The organism is Leucothrix arctica, from assembly GCF_003172895.1.
In the GTDB taxonomy this organism is placed as follows: domain Bacteria; phylum Pseudomonadota; class Gammaproteobacteria; order Thiotrichales; family Thiotrichaceae; genus Leucothrix; species Leucothrix arctica.
This window is the reverse complement of record NZ_QGKL01000039.1, coordinates 13,309-33,975: the sequence shown is the minus strand read 5'-3', so window position 1 is coordinate 33,975 and position 20,667 is coordinate 13,309. Positions and strand designations below refer to the sequence as shown.

At 41.5% G+C, this 20,667-nt stretch carries 18 protein-coding genes; 6 read left to right on the top strand and 12 right to left on the bottom strand.

Features of this window, described 5'->3' with window-relative positions:
• The first annotated feature begins 79 nt into the window (after positions 1 to 79).
• Complete coding sequence (gene ushA / locus DKT75_RS14290; RefSeq protein WP_109824116.1) at positions 80 to 1,735, top strand: bifunctional UDP-sugar hydrolase/5'-nucleotidase UshA; 1,656 nt, start codon at positions 80 to 82, stop codon at positions 1,733 to 1,735.
• A gap of 85 nt (positions 1,736 to 1,820) precedes the next feature.
• Here the strand turns inward: ushA and DKT75_RS14285 are convergent, their stop codons facing one another.
• The 6 genes from DKT75_RS14285 to DKT75_RS14260 all read right to left on the bottom strand — a co-directional run bounded on the left by DKT75_RS14285 (position 1,821) and on the right by DKT75_RS14260 (position 6,773).
• Positions 1,821 to 2,558: a pyridoxine 5'-phosphate synthase gene (locus DKT75_RS14285; protein ID WP_109824115.1), complete on the bottom strand. Its 738-nt coding sequence runs from the start codon at positions 2,556 to 2,558 to the stop codon at positions 1,821 to 1,823.
• Positions 2,559 to 2,671: 113 nt separating this feature from the next.
• Positions 2,672 to 3,298 (bottom strand): IMPACT family protein, encoded by a 627-nt coding sequence (locus DKT75_RS14280; protein ID WP_109824114.1) that lies wholly within the window; start codon positions 3,296 to 3,298, stop codon positions 2,672 to 2,674.
• A 77-nt stretch (positions 3,299 to 3,375) separates the two neighbouring features.
• Entirely contained in the window at positions 3,376 to 3,789 is a 414-nt protein-coding gene (locus DKT75_RS14275; protein WP_109824113.1) for a transposase, read from the bottom strand.
• Between the two features lie 189 nt (positions 3,790 to 3,978).
• The gene (locus DKT75_RS14270; RefSeq protein ID WP_109824112.1) at positions 3,979 to 5,247 is read right to left on the bottom strand and encodes a formylglycine-generating enzyme family protein; all 1,269 of its coding nucleotides are present in this window, start codon (positions 5,245 to 5,247) and stop codon (positions 3,979 to 3,981) included.
• Between the two features lie 10 nt (positions 5,248 to 5,257).
• Positions 5,258 to 5,854: an RNA polymerase sigma factor gene (locus DKT75_RS14265; RefSeq protein WP_109824111.1), complete on the bottom strand. Its 597-nt coding sequence runs from the start codon at positions 5,852 to 5,854 to the stop codon at positions 5,258 to 5,260.
• A 139-nt stretch (positions 5,855 to 5,993) separates the two neighbouring features.
• Entirely contained in the window at positions 5,994 to 6,773 is a 780-nt protein-coding gene (locus tag DKT75_RS14260) for an adenosylcobinamide-GDP ribazoletransferase (protein ID WP_158278880.1), read from the bottom strand.
• 244 nt (positions 6,774 to 7,017) lie between these two features.
• Here DKT75_RS14260 and DKT75_RS14255 point away from each other — a divergent pair, with 244 nt between their 5' ends.
• Together DKT75_RS14255 and DKT75_RS14250 are read left to right on the top strand one after the other, a co-directional pair.
• Positions 7,018 to 8,679, top strand: a complete 1,662-nt coding sequence (locus DKT75_RS14255; RefSeq protein ID WP_109824109.1) for a glutamine--tRNA ligase/YqeY domain fusion protein — start codon at positions 7,018 to 7,020, stop codon at positions 8,677 to 8,679.
• A gap of 26 nt (positions 8,680 to 8,705) precedes the next feature.
• Positions 8,706 to 9,026 carry a DUF1840 family protein gene (locus DKT75_RS14250; RefSeq protein WP_109824108.1) on the top strand — a complete coding sequence of 107 codons (321 nt, stop codon included), beginning with the start codon at positions 8,706 to 8,708 and terminating at the stop codon, positions 9,024 to 9,026.
• A 97-nt stretch (positions 9,027 to 9,123) separates the two neighbouring features.
• Here DKT75_RS14250 and DKT75_RS14245 read toward each other — a convergent pair whose 3' ends face one another.
• Together DKT75_RS14245 and DKT75_RS14240 are read right to left on the bottom strand one after the other, a co-directional pair.
• Complete coding sequence (locus tag DKT75_RS14245; protein WP_109824107.1) at positions 9,124 to 9,909, bottom strand: MipA/OmpV family protein; 786 nt, start codon at positions 9,907 to 9,909, stop codon at positions 9,124 to 9,126.
• 70 nt (positions 9,910 to 9,979) lie between these two features.
• On the bottom strand, positions 9,980 to 11,464 hold the full coding sequence (locus tag DKT75_RS14240; protein WP_109824106.1) for an Ig-like domain-containing protein: 1,485 nt from the start codon (positions 11,462 to 11,464) through the stop codon (positions 9,980 to 9,982).
• A gap of 325 nt (positions 11,465 to 11,789) precedes the next feature.
• On the opposite strand from DKT75_RS14240, the gene DKT75_RS14235 reads away from it, so the two are divergent.
• Positions 11,790 to 12,653: a DUF2279 domain-containing protein gene (locus tag DKT75_RS14235; RefSeq protein WP_109824105.1), complete on the top strand. Its 864-nt coding sequence runs from the start codon at positions 11,790 to 11,792 to the stop codon at positions 12,651 to 12,653.
• A 110-nt stretch (positions 12,654 to 12,763) separates the two neighbouring features.
• Here the strand turns inward: DKT75_RS14235 and DKT75_RS14230 are convergent, their stop codons facing one another.
• Both DKT75_RS14230 and DKT75_RS14225 read right to left on the bottom strand, forming a co-directional pair.
• Positions 12,764 to 13,609 (bottom strand): porin, encoded by an 846-nt coding sequence (locus tag DKT75_RS14230; protein ID WP_158278879.1) that lies wholly within the window; start codon positions 13,607 to 13,609, stop codon positions 12,764 to 12,766.
• A 291-nt stretch (positions 13,610 to 13,900) separates the two neighbouring features.
• The gene (locus DKT75_RS14225) at positions 13,901 to 14,773 is read right to left on the bottom strand and encodes a porin (protein ID WP_109824103.1); all 873 of its coding nucleotides are present in this window, start codon (positions 14,771 to 14,773) and stop codon (positions 13,901 to 13,903) included.
• Positions 14,774 to 15,217: 444 nt separating this feature from the next.
• On the opposite strand from DKT75_RS14225, the gene DKT75_RS14220 reads away from it, so the two are divergent.
• Positions 15,218 to 15,673: a hypothetical protein gene (locus DKT75_RS14220; protein ID WP_109824102.1), complete on the top strand. Its 456-nt coding sequence runs from the start codon at positions 15,218 to 15,220 to the stop codon at positions 15,671 to 15,673.
• Between the two features lie 184 nt (positions 15,674 to 15,857).
• Positions 15,858 to 16,607, top strand: a complete 750-nt coding sequence (locus DKT75_RS14215) for a HesA/MoeB/ThiF family protein (RefSeq protein WP_109824101.1) — start codon at positions 15,858 to 15,860, stop codon at positions 16,605 to 16,607.
• On the opposite strand, the gene sthA is transcribed toward DKT75_RS14215, so the two are convergent.
• Positions 16,604 to 18,073 carry a Si-specific NAD(P)(+) transhydrogenase gene (gene sthA / locus DKT75_RS14210; protein ID WP_109824100.1) on the bottom strand — a complete coding sequence of 490 codons (1,470 nt, stop codon included), beginning with the start codon at positions 18,071 to 18,073 and terminating at the stop codon, positions 16,604 to 16,606. The two genes, DKT75_RS14215 and sthA, sit on opposite strands and share 4 nt — an antisense overlap.
• Positions 18,074 to 20,046: 1,973 nt before the next feature.
• Positions 20,047 to 20,667 carry an urease accessory protein UreG gene (ureG, locus tag DKT75_RS14205; protein ID WP_109824099.1) on the bottom strand — a complete coding sequence of 207 codons (621 nt, stop codon included), beginning with the start codon at positions 20,665 to 20,667 and terminating at the stop codon, positions 20,047 to 20,049.

The window sequence follows — 20,667 nt, the reverse complement described above, 5'->3', positions numbered from 1 at the left end:
AGATTTCTCTACTAGAATCATTCCATTTATCTGTTAAATCAGACTAATATACAATATCAACTAATTTTTAGGAGTCGCCATGAAAGTTTATCCATTCATCCTCCCAGTAGTAGCAATCAGCTGTATTGCTACTCCGCTATTCGCGAAAGACTGGCAAGACGATAAAACCTATAAACTGACTATCCTTCATACCAATGATAACCACGGTCGCTTTTGGCACAATAGCCGTGGCGAGTATGGTATGCCGGCTCGTTTTACCGTGATTAATGCTATTCGCCAACAAGTCGAGGCCGACGGTGGTGAAGTAATACTTCTATCTGGCGGTGACATAAATACTGGTGTTCCTGAGTCTGACCTGCAAGACGCTGAGCCAGATTTTGTCGGTATGCGTAAGATGGGCTATGACGCAATGGCACTAGGTAACCACGAGTTTGATAACTCTCTAGACGTATTAGACAAACAGCAAGAGTGGGCAGGTTTCCCTTTCTTGTCGGCAAACATTTACTCTAAGGACGAAGGTAAGCGACTTTACAAGCCGTATACTGTTGTTGAAAAGCTAGGTATCAAAATCGCGATTCTAGGTCTAACGACTGAAGATACTGCGCGTATTGGTAACCCAGAGTTTTTATCTAATGTAGAGTTTCGCTCGCCAGCTGAAGAAGCGAAAATCGTATTAGAAGAGTTAGTAGAAGAAGTCAAACCAGACATAACGCTAGCCGTAACACACATGGGGCACTACGACGATGCTAAGCATGGTTATAACGCGCCAGGTGATGTGACGCTAGCGCGTGCTTTACCAGAAGGTGCAGTGACTGCTGTCATTGGCGGACACTCTCAAGAGCCAGTTTGCATGGAGTCTGAGAACGTACGTAATGAGAACTATCAAGCGGGTCAAGCCTGTGCTCCAGATAAGCAAAACGGTACTTACATTTTACAAGCTCACGAATGGGGTAAGTATGTTGGCCGTGCTGACTTTGAGTTTAAAAATGGCGTAGCGACATTAGTTTCTTACAAACTAATTCCTATTAACTTAAAGAAAAAAGTAAAAGGCGCTGACGGAAAAAGTACGCGTGTATTTATTAGCAACGAGATCGCACACAATAAAGAGATGCTTAAGTTACTTGGCCCATACTTAAATAAGGGTAAAGAAGCGCTAGATATTAAAGTCGGCTTTACTAACAAGTTATTGGTCGGTGAGCGAAACAAAGTTCGCTTTGGCCAAACTAACCTAGGTCGTATTATTGCGACGGCTCAGATGGTTAAAGCAAAAGCTGACTTCGGTGTGATGAACTCTGGTGGTGTGCGTGCTTCGATTGAAACGGGCGACATTACTTATAAAGAAGTGCTAACGGTTCAGCCGTTCTCTAATACGTTAACGTCTGTTGCGATGTCTGGTCAAGACGTCATTAAATACTTAAACGAAGTGGCTACCAAACCGACAGATACAGGTGCTTACGCTCAGTTTGCGGGTATCTCTATGACAGTTACTACTGATGGGGTTACTGATGTTAAAGTCGGTAGTGAAGCAATTGACTTAGAAAAGGAATATCGTTTCTCTCTCCCAAGCTTTACTGCTGCTGGTGGTGATGGCTATCCTAAAGTGTCTGACCACGACAGTTTTGTAGATACAGGCTTTGTAGATGCAGACGTATTAAAAGAGTACTTAGAAAACAATAACCCATTGGATGTTGATGCTTTTGAGCCGAAAGGTGAGATGGTATATAACAACCAGTAAGCTGTATTAGCTCGAAAGCCCGCACTTTATTTAAATAAAATGCGGGCTTTCTTACGTCTGGATATTCGGTATTAGCAAACGACTATTAAGCAGATGCGCTGCAAATGTCGAGGTACTTAGCTACGACTGACTCCATACCTTGCTCAATACACTCGACTGTTAGCACATGACCAATCGATACTTCCAATATATTGGGAATAGTTAGGAAGGTTGGTAGGTTTTCACTATCGAGATCATGACCTGCATTTATCTCAAGCTCCATGTGCTCAGCTTGAGCAGCCGCCGCAACATACTTTGCTAATACTTCAGCTTGCTGAGGTGTGCCGTAGCTGGATGCAAACTCTTCAGTATACAACTCAATACGGTCAACGCCCGTTGCGGCAACACGCGTTACTTGCTCAACATCTGGATCTAAAAATGCTGCGACACGGATACCCGACTTTTTAAGTCTTTCGGTAACCATAATTAGCAATTCACCGTGCCATGCAACATCCCAGCCGTGATCAGACGTTAATTGGTCGACAGCGTCAGGCACTAAAGTGACTTGATCGGGATTACACTCTTCAACCAACGTCAAAAACTCTTCTGACGGATAGCCTTCGATGTTGTATTCAACTTCAGGGTACTCTTCTAAGAGCTTAGCTAAGTCACGAGCGTCTTGCCGTGTGATATGACGCTCATCTTCACGAGGGTGCACCGTTATTCCATGAGCACCTAGCGCGATAAATTTCTTAGCGAAGCCGACGACACTTGGATAGTCTCGACCGCGTGAGTTACGTAATAAGGCAATTTTATTTAGGTTTACACTGAGCTTTGTCGTCACGTCATTATTCTCTCAAAGTCTGTAATGACCCCATGTTATGCGCTTAGCAAACAGCTGACAATATTAGATCGAAAAATGATTTTTAGAACTGAACTTTTAAGTAACGAATCAGCTTAAATCAACTCATCAGGTAGCGTTAAATCAATACGCCCACCCACCTGAATTTGAAGTGACTTATAGATATTAACAACGTCTTCATCAGCGATCATTAAACACGCTTTTACCCGCTCACCGTAAAGTGTTTCAGAAGCTGCAAGGTCAAAGGTAGCTAGACTCATATCGACACTAGTTGTGTCGGAGTAGTCATACTCAAGCCAGAGAGGAAGTTTTGGGGTAATGGTGGTGAGTGTTGCACGATCAAGCAGCTGACCGACAGCACCACCGTAAGCTCGCATCAAACCACCGACACCTAATTTTGTGCCTCCGAAATACCGAATAACAACCACGGCAAGATCAAACAGCTCTCGCCCTTGGACTTGACGTAACATAGGTTGGCCAGCAGAGCCTCCCGGTTCACCATCATCACTAAAGCGTACTCGTGAGTCTTCTCTAAGCGCGTAGGCCCAGCAATGATGCCTCGCATCTGGCGCAAGCAATCGAATAGACTCAATGAAAGCCATTGCAGCTTCGTCATTATCTACCGGTTGCGCATAAGCGATGAAGCGAGAGTGCTTGATAGGTTCTATCTCGAACTCTATTGCATCAGCTAATGTAGTGTAGGGTTGGCGCAATGTTAGCAAGCTGGTTACCTATGAAATATTGATGCAGTAGTAGAGCACTAATACTGCATCAATCATCAACACTTGCCAATTATCATTTAGTGAATTCTTAACTCTGCAAATGATGGAGACAACGCTGCGCACATTAGCTTAGAACCGCTCACGCCTAATTCACGACTCCAAATACTCAACGCAGAAGAATGCAGTGGACATGTATCTTTCAATGTTGTCTCACCACAGAAGTATTGCCACTCTGGAGTGACGGCCCAGCGCTCTACTAATTCTTCGTAAGAAACATTCTCTTTCGCCTGAAGGTATAGCAAGGAAAATACCATGCGTGACGATGGTGAATGGGTTGACTGAAAACTGTTAGAGAATGAATCATTCAATAACTTCCAATTGATTAGTCTTGCTAAGCGACGCAATTTATTGGTTGGCGCCACCATATCAACTAGCAGTAATGAAGCGTTATCGAACTGATCGTAAGATGGTGATTTCTGAGACTGTAACATGACATTTCACACTCGTTTAGGGTTAGTAAAGAGCCTTACAAATAAAGGCTATTACAGTCAGGTAGGTATATCTCGTGCATCAGTAAAAGCCCCGCAGCAATTACTCTCTAGCACCCTCACTCTGCGGTGATTTGCGTCTGACTTACCTATTAAACGTATGAAATTGAAAAACCTTAGGGGGTCGGTAAATTATTTTTTATTTTTGGTGTAATCGTGAGCGACTCTAAATCCATAAAAAACACTGCGATCTGTTTTAGCGCCCGCGCTTCTAATCGCAGAGCGGATGCCTTGAGGCGGAGCATCCCATGCCCCACCACGTCGAGTATATTTGCCCGAGCCATTACAGTTATCAACCCAAGCATCACCATTTGTAGGGGCACCATCGTACTTTTTATGCCAGCAATCTTGCACCCATTCCCATAAATTCCCAGACATATCATGAAGTGAAAATGCGTTAGCTGGGTACTTACCAACAACGGTCGTAAACTGACTCCCCTCATCACCACTACCGTAATTAGCTGATAAAGGATTCGCTTCAGCGCCCCAAAAATAAGCATAGGCTTTACCACCACGCGCGGCATACTCCCACTCAGCCTCCGATGGCAAACGGTACTCTCTACCCTGTTCCTCACTCAGCCATGCAATGTAAGCTTGCGCATCAGACCAACTGATACAAGTCACGGGGTGCTGACCTTCTTGAGGAAAGCCAGGATTTCGCCAATTAATTTCGGGCGCCATTACAAATGGATGCCCTTCGGCTTTCAAATCACGATGCACACACCCTCGTGACTCTTGTTCCGCATAGGTTAAGTAGCCTGTCGCATCCACAAATTTTTCAAATTGCCTAACGGTGACTTCATGCTGAGCAAGCTCAAACGTTTTGACACTTACTTCGTGCGGTGGAAATTCATTAGCACGACAACCTACGGTATCATCCCACCCAGTAGTACAACCCATTGTGAACTTACCGCTGTGTATCAACAGCATATTTGGATAGTCACCAGCGCCATCCACTGGCTTATACCCCGAATAATCCAAACCTGCCATCTGAGCAACTGATGCACGCGAAGCATCAACTGAAGAGTCACCTAAAAAGGATTTATATTTATCGGGAAGCGCCAAAATCACAACCGCTAAAAAAAGTGCACCTATCGCCGCTGGAACAAAGGCACGCTTAAGTCGATCAAAAGGTGTTGCCGCTCTAATGTGTATTTGCTTACTCGCCTGCTGATAAACAACCTTAGCTTCTTCAGCAGACAAAACATTTAAGTCATCCGCGACAGCAACTTCTTTCAACGCAACCACTTCATCGCGAGCAATCAGATAATTGCGAACCAACAACGCTTCACTATGAGTGTCATTGTCAGAATCAGGAGTCATCTCTCCATGAAGGATCTTCGCCCACTCTTGATCATCTTCCTTAGTAATTAGTGTTTGCTTAGAATCTTTTTCACTCATTGCTTACGTCTCAACATAGGTCGTTCTTTAACTTATTTAAGCGATCTCTTAAGATAGAAAGTCGTCTCGCTATCGCTGTTACACTTCGGTTTGCACTGAGTGATATTTCTAGATGACTTAAACCAAAAGCATACTGAGTGTATATTTTCACGTCTTCTGCCCCTGTTGGCTGCGCACCTATTTCACCAAAAATCCGCTCTAAACAGTTCAAATGTTGAAACAACTCGGCATCTGCACCATCAGAAATAGTTGGAGCAGGTGCTGACTGTTGGTCTTCTTTAGAAGCAGGTGAAACAAAGGTGGTTAAATGACGTCGTTGTTTGCGGAACTGGTCAAGGCATTGGTTTCTTACCATCACGTACAATAAGCGTTTAGCAAAACGCTGCCGATACGTCTCTCCCTGACACAGCAAAATAATTGCCATTTCTTGACGAATATCTTCTTGCTCGGAAAAGTTAAACGCATAGTGAGTTCGGCAAATGTGAGCAATGTAACGATCAATATATTCTAATAGCATTGCACCATTGTCATTTTTTTGATCAAGATAGTTAACCAAGAGTGCTGAAAAGTTATTCTCATTATTTTGAATGACTTTTGAGCTCGTCAATTCGACTCCACTTTAATGGCAGATCAATGATCAGTTAACAATAACACTCAGCCTTAACGTACAGATAATACGGATTACCAGATATAATTCAATGTCATACACGACAATCTAAACTATATGACTGAAATACGGCTTGATGTTAATTAGCAAGCATCAATACCATGACACAGAAGCCAACTTCGGTGACCTGCTGAACAGCACCCAAGCAATCCCCTGTATAACCACCAATTCGCTTTTTAAAGTACTGCCCCAACACACCGGCAACTAATAACGACATTAATAAGGCTACGAAATAGCGCCAATCCAATGAAAAAGCCAATATTATAAAAATAGGCAACGCACTTAACAGCATATTCTTATTTGATAAACGCAATGATGCTACTTGGTGCGACTTACTTGTTTCAATATGAGAAACGTATGCGAAGTACTGCATGACAACCGACGCCATTAGGCGACTCACTGCATGCGCTAACACTAATGTGATAAGCACCAGACTTAGATTTACTTGAAACAACTCCCAAAGCACCAAAAATTTGAGACCAAAGAGCAGTAATAGCCCCACTACCCCATAACTCCCCATGCGGCTGTCCTTCATAATCGAAAGTACTTGTGCCTTCTCCCAACCGCCACCAAAACCATCGCAACTGTCTGCAAAACCATCTTCATGGAATGCACCCGTTATATAAACCGTTGCGACCATTGACAGTAAGATACTGACCGAACTCGGTAAAACAAATGATAGTGATAGGAGTACCAATGCTCCCACTGACCCTACAAAAACACCTATTAGCGCGAGATATTTCCTAGACTTGTTCAGATTTTCAGGTTTGTATTTAACCCATGCTGGCGTTGGTATACGCGTATAAAATGACAGACCCGCAAAAAAACACTCTAGTTCTTGTCGTAACAAAGGCAACATATTCATCGCTCAAAAAAAGGAATTGGCTCATTGTATCTAAAACCACAACAACATTGATGCCCATAATTACTTACTTTGAAAACTTTAAATACCCCATTAACTTGCGTATAAGTATTAATCATTAAAATACTTATACATTGCCGCTGGCCTATGTGGCGTAAATACACTTTGCGCCTGTATAATCTTTCCTTTGCTGCTCACGTGTAATAGCGTGCTAAACCATCACATAACAGAACTTATAATCATGACAAACAGCACTAGACCACTAAACTTTGTTGAGAAAATCGTTAAGGAAGACTTGGACTCTAATAAAGTACAAGCCGTTCAAACACGCTTTCCTCCTGAACCAAATGGCTACCTTCATATCGGTCACGCCAAATCTATTTGCCTAAACTTCGGCATTGCAGAAACATTTGGTGGTCAATGTAACTTACGTTTTGATGATACTAACCCTGAAAAAGAAGATATCGAGTACGTTGATTCGATCAAAGCTGATGTTGAGTGGTTAGGCTTTAAGTGGGATGGCAACATTAAGTTCACCTCTGACTATTTCGATCAAATCCATGAATGGGCGCTACACCTAATTAAAGAAGGTAAAGCGTACGTTTGCGACTTAGATAAAGAACAAGCACGTGAGTATCGCGGCACAGTTAAAGAAGCGGGTACAAACAGTCCTTTTCGTGAGCGCAGTGTTGAGGAAAACTTAGCATTATTTGAAAAAATGCGTGCTGGAGATTTTGATGAAGGCGCTTGTTCACTCCGCGTGAAAATCGATATGGCTTCACCAAATATGCACTTGCGTGATCCAATTATTTATCGCATCAAAAAAGCCACTCATCACCAAACGGGTGATAAGTGGTGTATCTACCCTTCTTATGACTTTGCACACGGTCAAGGTGATGCAATCGAAGGAGTTACTCACTCAATTTGTACACTTGAGTTCGAAGAGCATCGCCCGTTATATAATTGGTTTATCGAGAACTTACCTGTTCCTTCAACACCTACGCAGTATGAGTTCTCACGCTTAAACGTGAACTACACGATTACAAGTAAGCGTAAACTTAAGCAGCTTGTTGACGAAAATGTGGTTGATGGATGGAATGACCCGCGTATGCCTACAGTTTCGGGCATGCGTCGTCGTGGTTATACACCTGAGTCTATTCGTGAATTTATTGATAAAACGGGTGTTTCACGCAACGAAGGTGTTGTTGATGTCGGCATGCTGGAATTTGCTATTCGCGAAGATCTTAATACAAATGCTGCCCGTGCTATGTGTGTACTGCACCCTTTAAAGGTCACTCTGACTAATTATCCTGACGATAAAAAGGAAGTAATGACTGCTCCAGGACACCCTAGCCGTGACGACCTTGGATCTCGTGATCTACCCTTTTCTCGTGAGTTACTGATAGATCAGGATGATTTTCGCGAAGAAGCCAACAAAAAATATAAACGCCTAGTTATTGGAAAACGTGTTCGCCTACGTAATGCTTATGTGATTGAAGCAGATGAAGCGGTGAAAGATGAAGCAGGTAATATCATCGAAGTACGCGCTAGAATCATCGAAGATACCATCGGCAAAAACCCGGCAGATGACATTAAACCAAAAGGTGTAATCCACTGGGTTGATGCTACAGATAACGTTGATTGTGAAGTACGTTTGTATGATCGCTTGTTTAATGATGCCTCACCTGACGCTGGTGGAAAAGACTATATGTTGTCACTAAACCCTGATAGCTTGGCAATCCTTAGTGGCTGTAAAGGCGAAAAAAGCTTAGCAGCGTCAGATCCTGAGTCACGCTTTCAGTTCGAGCGTGAAGGTTATTTCATTCAAGACTCTCGCTATAGCGCACCAGAAAAATTGGTCTATAATCGAGTCATCAGCTTACGAGATACGTGGGCTAAATAATTTCAATCCTATGCTAGGAGATCGTTATGTTAGTTGTTTTTACAAATAAAAGTGGTGGAACGGTCGATATGTTTGAAGAGGTCGCTACTGACTTAATCAAATTAATGGGGCGTAGAAATGCTGTGCCAAGTGCCATCAGCGCTGAAGATTTACCACTGGCGCTATCAACGCTGAAAAGTGCGCTCATAGAGTTGAATAATTTAAACAATGATGAACAAGAAGAGATAGACGAAGAGGAAGAAACAACAAAATCTGTTGGCTTGAGTCTTCGCGCTCACCCTTTGATTGAACTTATCGAGCAAAGTATTTCAGAAGAGTCATTTTTGATGTGGGATTTTAAACTATAAAATAACGTTGGTAATTGACTTACCAACGGAAAAAACTCTACGCATAAAAAAGCCCGTTACTACTTACATAGTAACGGGCTTTTTTATAAATATTCATTTAGAAATCGTACGTTAAACCAAACGTCGCTCTAACATCATTATCCGCGTCATCTTCAACGATAGGTGAATCTGTGATTGCGTCATCATACCAAGTAGAGCGTAGTGAATGAGTTAGTCCCCACTTCTTAGTTAAAGGATACTCCACTCTATAACCTAGGAAGTAATTGGTTGTACTATTTAAGTCATAAGCATCACGATCAAGACCAACAGATACTTCACCAAGATTCACACCGTAGTAGTAGTCAGAAACACGCTTACTCCAGTAATAAACACCCACCTCAGGATAAAGTCGTAGGCGAGATGCTCCAAGCGGTATACGATTTGTATACAGTAGACTACCTTCAAAACCATCATGCTTGCCAATAACATCATAACCGCCTTCAAGCACAAAAGTACCGACAGGTGTTCTAGTTTGGAACTTAAGGCCTAGATTAAATGATGAATCACGATCTTTCATGCCGTCCAGCATTACTGAGTCACTTGCATCGTAACCCTGCTTGAAGAAGCCAAAACGTGGTTTAAGCATGAATTTTAAAGGACCAACAAAGCCATTACCCGCTTTACCGTTTTTTTCATCATCTCTAACAGGACCTAAGCTAAGTCTTGGTACTAAGCTATAACCTGTCGTTGAATTGATGCCCTTGAAGATAGGTCTGTCATAATTAAAACTAAGTGAACCACCCACACGCACTTTGTTAATTCGTGTTTCCACGGGCTTTTCTTCCGCTAACACGAGGGTTGGCAGTAAAAGAGCAGCACAGCTGTAGGTAAGTAACTTTTTCATTATCTTAATATATTATCCCAAAATCTAGACTTAGCATAGCACATCAATTCCTGCAAACTACAGTCAACGATTAATTTTCCGATACCAATAAGCTTTCTACTGCATTTGAGTACTCATGAGACAGTTCGGTTAATACATCACTACCGTGCATTTTCGGTGCAACTGAGCTATCAATAACAATTGCTTTCGCACCACTGTCATTTATTTTTTCAATGATAGACCGCATGTTTTCTGTGTACATTTCCAGACTAACATCTTGGAAATAATCATTCGTTCCTGCAATCAACCAAACAAAGTCAGGAGACTGTCCTTCAATATCGGTATCAAATGCAGCTAAGATTTCACCTGCGGTTCTACCACCGACTCCTTTATTACTAATTTCAGCATCGGGTAGCCTTTCTTTTAAACGCTGCTCTATACCACCACTTTGAAACCAACTATCACCCAACATAAGGTGCTTACCTGAATTAAGAACATCTACGCTCAACTCTCGCACAGCAAAGTCGGCAACAGACAAATATCCGTACCAATTTGGATGAGCAGCATTATCATAGAAATTCCAGATATTATCAGCCGTATCAGCCGGCAACGGCTGCTTCAAACTCAGCACCCTACCATCTAAAGTATCAGTTGCTAAAGTGTAGTATTCGCCATCAGTTGATAAGTACGTTATTAGCTGACCATCTTTAATTTCGTAATCACCTCCCAATAACAAACTAGTGCTTCCTGAGGTAGCAGGCTCGGCTAAAGACATGAAATAGTTTCCGCCAGTCTCACCAAAAATTTGTGACTGAGCCTGCAACAAGTTGTAGTGCATCTCTACATTACTAAAGGTAACTTCTGGTTCTGGAACTTCGGGCGTTGGCGGCTCGACTGGAGGAACTACAGCATCTTCTTCGCTAACCGTTATTCTAACCTGTGTGCTATTAGCTCGCCCTCTTGCATCAGTAAACTGATACCAAAAAGAGTCTTCACCAATAAAACCTTGATAGGGAGTGTACTCAATTTTATCTTCTATAATTGCTGCTGAACCATTACTAACGGTCACTTCATTGACATCGGTTAAACCTAATTCAAGACCATTATCATTTTCTAACACAGCGATAGTAATTGTTTCGTCTTGTAGTGCAGTAATATTATCGGGCGTCGCAACAGGCCAACCAAGATACAAGTCTTCTACCTCTTCAGGCGGATCCACTGGTGTAGGCTCTAATACAGTAACAATTACCTTTGCAGCATTCGTTCGACCTAAGTTATCTTCAAATGCATACCAGAAAGAATCTTCACCGGTAAAACCATTCGCAGACTGATAGTAAACACCTGTTTTATCTGTACCCATTTCAACACTGCCAAGCTTAGCTGTCGTTGTATTTACATCAAATAATACGAGTTCAACACCAATATCGTTATCCAATACCGGTAAATAAACGCGTTGATCAGCAGTTAACGTAACATTATCTTCGACGGACGTAGGCCAAGGCCCATCCTCTGCATAAACTGTTATTACAGGCAAGCCAGCGACAACAAGCGCGAGTAGACATTTATATATTTTCATTATTGAGCCCAACAACCTTCATCTAGATATGTTTTAAATTAATAATTTAGATCCTAGCAGCTCTAGCCTAGCTGACTCTCCCTGCCCACCTGTAAGTGGTAGAGAACAATAGATAAAGGGGGATACACCCCACTATGAAATTACTCAAATAAATAATTACTATATATCGAAAACTTAAATCAAAATTAAAACCACACATAACAGGCCAAAGCACACATGAATTTTGTCTTTTAGAAGTATGCGACAAATTTTTGGGTTAATATGCGACATATACTCTTTAGGGAGTTAATACGACTTATTTGCCAACTTCAGGGAAGCCTTTTCAATGAAACGTTTCGTTTTATCCTCAGCACTTTTTTTAACAATTAGCAGCAGTGCCAATATTGCTCACGCAGCAGACACACTGACTACTGCTGAAGCAGCAAGTGCAATAAAGTGGGAAGTTGGTCTAATTACCGCGGGTGCAATCTACTTAGGTGTAGACAGCTGGAACTGGGATACTAGTAACTCATTTAAATTTAATGATGAAGGATGGTTTGGTCTAGATACTGGTAGTGCAGGTGCAGATAAACTTGGGCATATGTACTCCTCATACCTCATCAACGAACTTTTTAATAAAAGACTCAACCAAAAAACTGACAATAAGTTAGCCGCTGCGAGAAAGAGTGCACTATTTTCGAGTGCTATTATGTTTGGTGTAGAAATTTTTGATGGCTACTCTGATGATCACGGCTTTTCGTACGAAGACTTAATCATGAACACTGCGGGTATTGGGGTTTCTTATCTAAAGAACACAGTACCTGGACTGGATGACAAGCTTGATCTTCGGGTCGAATACGAGCCTACTGATTCAAACAATAACCATCCAATAACTAACTACTCAGCATATACCTATGTGGCAGCACTTAAACTTGGTGGGTTTCAGAGACTAAAAACAACGCCTTTAAAGTACTTTGAACTACAACTTGGTTACCACACTGAAGGCTTCAAAAGCTCAGAAAAAGATGAGTTTCCAGAAGCTAAAACTGAATTACGCTTTGGGATAGGTTTAGATTTATCTGAGTTAATCTTCAAACCTCTAGATAGAAATGAAGATAATCCATTACTTCAGGCTATGGATACGTTTACACGATATTATCGACTACCTTATACCTCAACCTCTACTGTCATAGACGAAAGAGTAAGGTAAAAAAATAACTAGTGATTAGAACTATTCATGATGGAAACTCACTTCATCCATCAACAAAAAAGGACAGCCTAAGCTGTCCTTTTTTGTTCTTCATATTGTATAGAACAATATTAGAAGCTGTGCTTAAGACCAACAGCTACTTGATTATCAACAAGCTTATCTTTGTCCGTCCACTCAATTACAGCAATAGTATTTTTGCCAATTGAACGGTTGTAACCTAGGTACTTAGAATCCTGATCAGTCACATCACCGAAACCAGCATAGAACTTGTTAGCGCCTGCAGCATATTGAGCAGTATAACCGAAGTCTGTATCGCCGCCATCCATTTGATTCATGCGAACACCTACAGCAACCGGGCCGTAGTTTCCAGATAGACCCAATACAACATTATCTACATCAGAAGTAGTTGCATCACCATCTAAGTCGCCATTCTCATAACCAAAACTAGCCGTAACAGGACCCATCTTACCTTTGATACCAACAGCAAAGTTGTCAGCAGAGTCTTCTGGGCTTACAGAAGCAGCGTAAGTCATAGCGCCACGAGTGTTTGAGTAAGTAACGTTGCTTGTATCTGAACCTGCACATCCGCCTGAATCGTGAGAGATGAATACATCATCTGCAACCCAACCAGTGTCTACAGTATCACAACCGTTGTCTGTATCACCGATCTTAACAGTACCAAAAGCACCCTTTAGACCAAGAAATACATCATCAGCTGTTACAGTAGAACCAGTTCCACCGATGTTAGCAGTAGCAGAACCAAAAACTGTTAAGTTACCTACTTTTTGAGAAGCATCAAAGATTACTTCAGTACCAGCACCATCAAAAGAAGACGAACCACCAGTACCATCTTCTTGGTAACTTACTGTAACGTCACCGCTAACTTTAAGTTCAGCTTGTGCTGCACCAGTCATTGAAGCTGCTGCGATTGCGATTGCGATTATGCTTAATTTCATTTCTATTCCCTTTAGATTTACATACTTTATATTTATTCGAAATATGACGTACATACCTCGTAAAACTTACGTCTTGGGAGAACATTATTATACCTGTTGGGAAAAAGCAACAACATTTATATCAAAAAACAACAGCGCACGCTCTAAAATGAAAGACAAAAACACCACAAACCACCGTTAATTCGAGGTTTTTACCACTAATTACTTCATACAAATAACACTAAAATTAGGGCAAAAAAAAAGGGATGGCCGCGAGGCCATCCCTTTTTAAGATCAAATTAGCAAGTCATATTAGAACTTGTATTGAACACCTACAGCATGCTCAATATCTCCACTACCTTGCTTAACGCCTTCGATGAACAACTTAGAGTTCTTAGAAAGCTTACGGTTGTAACCCAAAGAAACTCTATCGTCGTTGTCAGTACCGATGTTGATTAGGTCAACTTTAGTAAGACTGTAAGCAGCAAAAACGCTGTATCCAGTATCACCATTTGAGCTAGTCTCGTTATCATTTACACGAGCTTTAAGGCCAAACTTACCTTTCTGTGCAGTAATTGATGCAGAAACGATATTATCTAAGTCGCCTTTTCTTTGGATATAACCAAGAGCAACACTTAAGTTCTTGTTAGCTTTGTAACGTACAGCAGCAGAATTCTCATCAGTATCTGTGTTATGAGAAATACCTACCTCTGCCTTACCAATTTTTTTAGTGTAAAGAATTGTACCTTCGTGATCACCACCACAATCGCCTCGGCTATCACTCGCAGCGTAGAACTCATTCCAGTCACCACCTACTTCTAGCTTATCACAAGCATTTTCGATATCACCAAAGATAACTTTACCGAATTTTCCTTGAACTCCAACTTGAAGTTCATCAATTTCAATATCGTCGCTCTCATCGCCATCGTTGTTATCGCCGTCATCGCCGTAGATACCACCGTCAAACTCTAACTCAACGTGAGCGAAATACGTAAGACCACCAGCTTTCTCACTAATATTCATCCACAGCTCAGAGCCTTCGTCCTGAAGGTGCTTACCGTTGTTGTCACCGAAACTACTTTTGTAACCGACGTGAAAATCACCACCAAACTTGATATCAGCAGCCTGTGCTGAAAAAGAAAGTGAAGCCGCTGCAATAGCGATTGCTAGTGTTGTTAATTTCATTTTGATGTTTCCTACCCTTTTTAAAAATACCGAAGTTACGCCACTGTAACCCCGTAAGTAACATATAACTTATATGCTAGATTAACCACTTTGTTGCCCTGACGCAACAAATTTTTACATATTTGAAATTACTTAAAACAAAATATCATCAATAAATACAAATTTAACCTAAAAATAACTAATAAAAAGCCAAAAAACGTTTAAAAAACTATTGAACACAGAGATAGTTGCTAACTATTATATATGTAAAATAATTATTTACATTCCTTTACATAAGCACCGTACAAACTGTACCAATTCAGCAACAGTTGTTGTTATTTGTAATTCACACCACAAACCAACCTTCTTCAAGCTATATAAATAATAAAAGATGACCCTCCTACTCTCCGGTTCGCGCTTTAACTAATAGAAGGACGCACTACTTTTATAAAAAGGAGACATAGAATGTTGAAAAAAATCATAACAACTGGAGTTGCTGCACTTGGACTAATTCTGTCAATGCAGGCAAGTGCTCATCAAAGTCATAACGACCGAGATCACAATCGCTACCATAAACCGACTAAGCCCGTGTTTAGCGTAAACAAAGCTCAGGCTCTACAAGCACGGCTAATTAGCAACGGCGTTAAAAACCGCTCGCTAACACGCTACGAAGAAAAAAGACTTCTCCAGGAACAAAAGGAAGTAGCGAACCTTGAGCATAAGTATCGCCGAGGCGGCCTAAAAAAGTGGGAACGCAATACGCTTGAGAAACGATTAAAAAGCGCTTACAAGCGAATCAAGTCGTACACGAGCAACCACGAGTACCGCCAGGCTCGCCACCAGAAGCAGTCTCGTCATCACAACAAGACTTCTCGACACACCTCTAGCCATGGCTCACTGACATTGTGGATTGGCAAATAAAGTTAGATTATTTTCGTTGATAAAGAAGGGCAGCTTTTCGCTGCCCTTCTTTCGTTTCACTAGCCGGAATAAACACTACTCACCTATCTACTCCCTCCTCCAAACGCTCCAGCCTATGATATTATTTGCATTAATCGAACGAATGGCGTTTGAGAATGAGTAATATGGCAGAGGAAGCTAACAAATGACCCCTGAGCAACGGGCGCGATACGATCGACAAATCCGACTACCTGCTATTACTGAAGTTGGTCAGCAAAAACTATTAGACGCCAATGTACTTATTATAGGAATGGGTGGACTCGGTTCGCCTGTTGCAATGTACCTTGCGGCGGCTGGTGTTGGGCATCTAACCCTAAGTGACTTTGATGTTGTCGAAAGCTCAAACCTACAGAGACAAGTTATTCACACTGAGCAAACTGTGGGGCAGCTCAAAGTTGATTCTGCAAAAGCGTTCATTAAGTCGCTCAGCCCACAAACTAATATCACGACGATTGATCATGAATTAAGTGATAATGAACTCTTAGAGCAAGTCAGACGCGCAGACGTCGTCGTCGACTGTACTGATAATTTCCCTAGCCGCTTTGAATTAAACCGAGCCTGCATAAAAGCACAGAAGCCTTTGGTATCTGGGGCGGCTATTCGCCAAGAAGGTCAAGTTACAACCTTTGATTCAAGTGATAAAAATAGCCCTTGTTACAATTGCTTATACCCTGACACGGGCGTAGAAAGCGCAAGTTGCTCAATGGAAGGCGTAGTTGCACCAGTAGTTGGCATTATTGGGACGATGCAAGCACAAGAAACTATCAACGTGCTTTTAGGGCGCCCAGCACTTGTAGGGAGACTACTATTACTGGACGCTCAACACCTAGAGTGGCAGAGAATGAAGCTTACTAAAAACCCCAACTGCCCTGCCTGTTCAACTACTCAAATTTAGCCTTCAGAACCGGGCGGCATACGACTTGCAGCATCCAACGCTGCAATTTTGTATGCTTCTGCAAGTGTTGGATAGTTAAAGGTATTATCAATAAAGAAGCTTAGCTTCCCTTTGTGCGCCATTACTGACTGTCCAATGTGAACTAGCTCAGTCGCACCTTCACCTACTATATGCACACCTAGCAAACGCTGAGTCTTTATAGAGTAAATACACTTCATTAAACCTGTTCTTAGTCCCATGATTTGCCCACGAGCTGTCTCACGGAAACGGGCAACACCGACCTCATAAGGAATATTACGTTTCTGAACGTCTTCTTCCGTCATTCCTACCATTGAAATCTCTGGCACAGAATAAATCCCGTATGGGAAAAATTGTGACATGTCATTCATCGGTTGGTTGTAAGCTCGGCAAACCGCTACGCGACCTTGTTCCATCGAGGTAGAGGCAAGACTTGGGAAACCAATAACATCACCAACTGCATAAATGTTTTCGATCGCTGTTTGAAAATTCTCATTAACTTTTATGCGACCACGGTCATCGACGTCCAAACCACAGTTTTCTAAACCTAAGCGATCGGTAGTTCCAACTCGACCAGCCGCAAACAACACCACTTCAGCAGTAACCATTCGACCGCTATTTAAGTAGCACAAGTGACGGCCACTCACAGGATCCTTCTCTATCTTCTCTACTTTATGACCTAGACGGAAAGTTACACCACTATCACGCAATTGGTTTACCGTGTATTGCATGACCTCGCGATCCACAAAGTCCAAAATCTTAGTCCGTGGATCGATCAAAGTAACCGCCACATCTAGCGCACTAAAAATAGTCGCATACTCAAGACCAATAACACCCGCTCCAACAACAGCCAGTGAACTTGGGATTTTTTTCATACTCAACAGTTCATCGCTATCTACAACTGTTTCACCGTTGAATGGAACGTAATCGGGTCTGTATGGTTTAGTCCCTACCGCGATCACAATGATTTCACCACGAACACAAGGACCATCACCCAATTCAGTATGAATATTTATATGATGAGCATCAGCGAAACTCGCTAAGCCATAAATAGTCTCTATGCGATTACGATTGAGCTGCATTTCTTGAATTTCGACTTCGTGATGAAGCGTTTTATTTAATCGCTCAAAAATGTCGGCAGCAGAAATATCTTCTTTTACACGATAACTATGTCCGTAAAACTCACGCTCGCGCATCCCTGACAAATTAAGCACTGTCTCACGCATCGTTTTACTAGGAATTGTTCCAGTATGCACTGACACGCCTCCAACCTTTTGACCTTTTTCAATAACCAACACACGTTTACCTAACTCAGCACCCTGAATTGCCGCTCGACGTCCTCCAGGGCCACTACCAATAACGATCAAGTCATATTTATGCTTTTGATCAACATTGAAAGTAATTTTTTCGTTCGCTTGCTTGCTGTTTGGCTTTGTTTTGCTTGTCATTAGGTGGTTTCCAGACTTTGGGTGTAAGAGAAAGCGTATCGCGACTAAATTACAGAAAATAACGCGCGGAGTCTAACAAGAATTACCATTCGCACGACTAATGCAACCTATGGGGTTTTGAACAAGAGGAACTGAAGGGGTGAGTCTTTGGTGAGACTTTGGTGAGACTTAAGATGAAACGTCTTGGATCATACGAAAGGAGATACAAATATTACAGACATTAAAAAACCAAAGTGAGGTAGGAGACAAAGTGGCTTAAGTCAGCTACCTCAATTTGGTTGAGGAGGAGGAAATCATCTTACGGGTTAGATATTAACGATTCATACACCTCTCATCAATTGACTTAATCTCACCTTTCAGTTTATTAATTCTAACCCTAAAAAACTAAACCAATAATGCCTAAGGCAGTAATTACAAGGCTGAACGCCAGATTAAGATTTGAGTATATGTACAGGAGAGAGCGAGAGAAAAAGAAACAGCTTGTCTTGATACTGGAAAAGTATAAGATTGTGCGCAGAATTCCTTGGGAGGGGAAATCAAAAAACCAAAGTGAGGTAGATGGCAAAGTGGCTTAAGCTATCTACCTCAATTTGATTGAGGAGGAGGAAATCATCTTACGCCTTCTATATTAGTGGTATTCATCACGTTCATCAAACGACAATATATCAACACTGTGTTTAGTTTTTATAATCGCAACACAAATTCGTTGAGAAACTCTTACCTATAGACCCATCTTATTTATAACGCTTTTCTACATCTCTTCTGCACTAAACTCCTCATACTATCTCGTTTAACTACTTTCACTATCCAAGACTATCTAGTCTTGTCACCCTTATAAAAAATAGACAATACTATGCGTGGATAGCTTTAGACTGAAGTCTAACTACAAAATGCGATGTATAAACTAGATGGGCTGAGTGGTACGAGATCTAAACTTGAGAGAAAAGCGGATACTTATATATGACTGAGACAGTCTAAGTTTTGCTAGAGTATTCTTGGGAGGGGAATTAAAAAACCAAAGTGAGGTAGAAGACAAAGTGGCTTAAGTCGACTACCTCAAATTGATTGAGGAGGAGGAAATCATCTTACGGGTTAGATATTAGCTATTCAGCCGCCCTTAATCAATTGACTTAACTTAACCACTCAGTTTATATATTCTAACCCTTATTCGTACTAACATATAGCTAGAGCTATATATAACAAGGGTGCAGCAATAAACAGCAGTTGAGATAGGCTATACGATGAGGGAGATACAGAAAAAAAACTTGTCTTGGTACTATAAAAGTATAAGATTGTGCGCAGAATTCCTTGGGAGGGGAAATCAGAAAACCGAAGCGAGGTAGAGGGCAAAGTGGCCTTAGTCATCTACCTCAATTGGACTGAGGAAGAGAAAATCATCTTACACCTTTCATATTAGTGATACTCATCACGACCTTCAAACAATAATATTTTATCTCTGTGTTTAGTTTTTATATTTCAAACCGTTATTGTTGAAAAGCTGCAATCACATCCAACACACATATTTCAATCACCCTTTCTAAATATCTTAGACACCTTGTATTGCTACTCTTGTAAGCCAGCACCTGTCCGTAACATATTTAAAATTGATTCATGCATGACTTCAAATTAGCCTCTTTGTATCACGTTGCTAAAAATGCGCATGTCATCAGTCATAAAAATGAAGCGTATAGGAAGTATTAAAGTTTTGCTTATGGACGAGCTAAAACTTAGATATTTGTATGTCAGGAAATGTATTGAGGTATTGAGGTATTGAGCGGACTTACTGGAAGAGATTAAAAAACCAAAGTGAGGTAGAAGACAAAGTGGCTTAAGTCAACTACCTCAAATTGATTGAGGAGGAGGAAATCATCTTACGCTTTTAATACTAATGATCTTACCCACTTCAATCAATCTATAATATATCAACGCTGAGTTTAGTTTTTGTAACTAAGCTACAAACCAGACGGCTATAACTAAACTTTCGCGTCCAACATTCCTTTATGAATGATGAAATCAATAATCGTCTGTACACCATCACCTGTTTTCAAGTTCGTAAACACATAAGGCTTATCACCACGCATGCGCTTAGTATCGGTATCCATCACTTCAAGTGACGCGCCAACCATTGGTGCAAGATCCGTCTTATTAATTACCAACAAGTCTGACTTAGTAATGCCTGGGCCACCCTTACGAGGGATCTTATCGCCCGCCGCGACGTCAATCACATAAATAGTGAGGTCTGATAACTCAGGGCTAAACGTTGCACTCAAGTTATCACCACCACTCTCTATGATAACAAAGTCCAGCATTGGGAATTTCACCTGCAAGCCTTCAACCGCTGCAAGGTTGATCGACGCATCTTCACGAATGGCTGTGTGCGGGCAACCACCCGTCTCTACACCTACAATACGGTCAGCATCCATGGCCTTATTACGCAATAGGAACTCGGCGTCTTCACGGGTATAGATATCGTTTGTCACGACCGCCATTTCATAGTGGTCTTTCATCTCTTTACATAACTGCGTCAACAGTGCTGTTTTACCTGATCCAACTGGACCACCAACACCGACACGAAGGAACTTACTGTCTGCCAT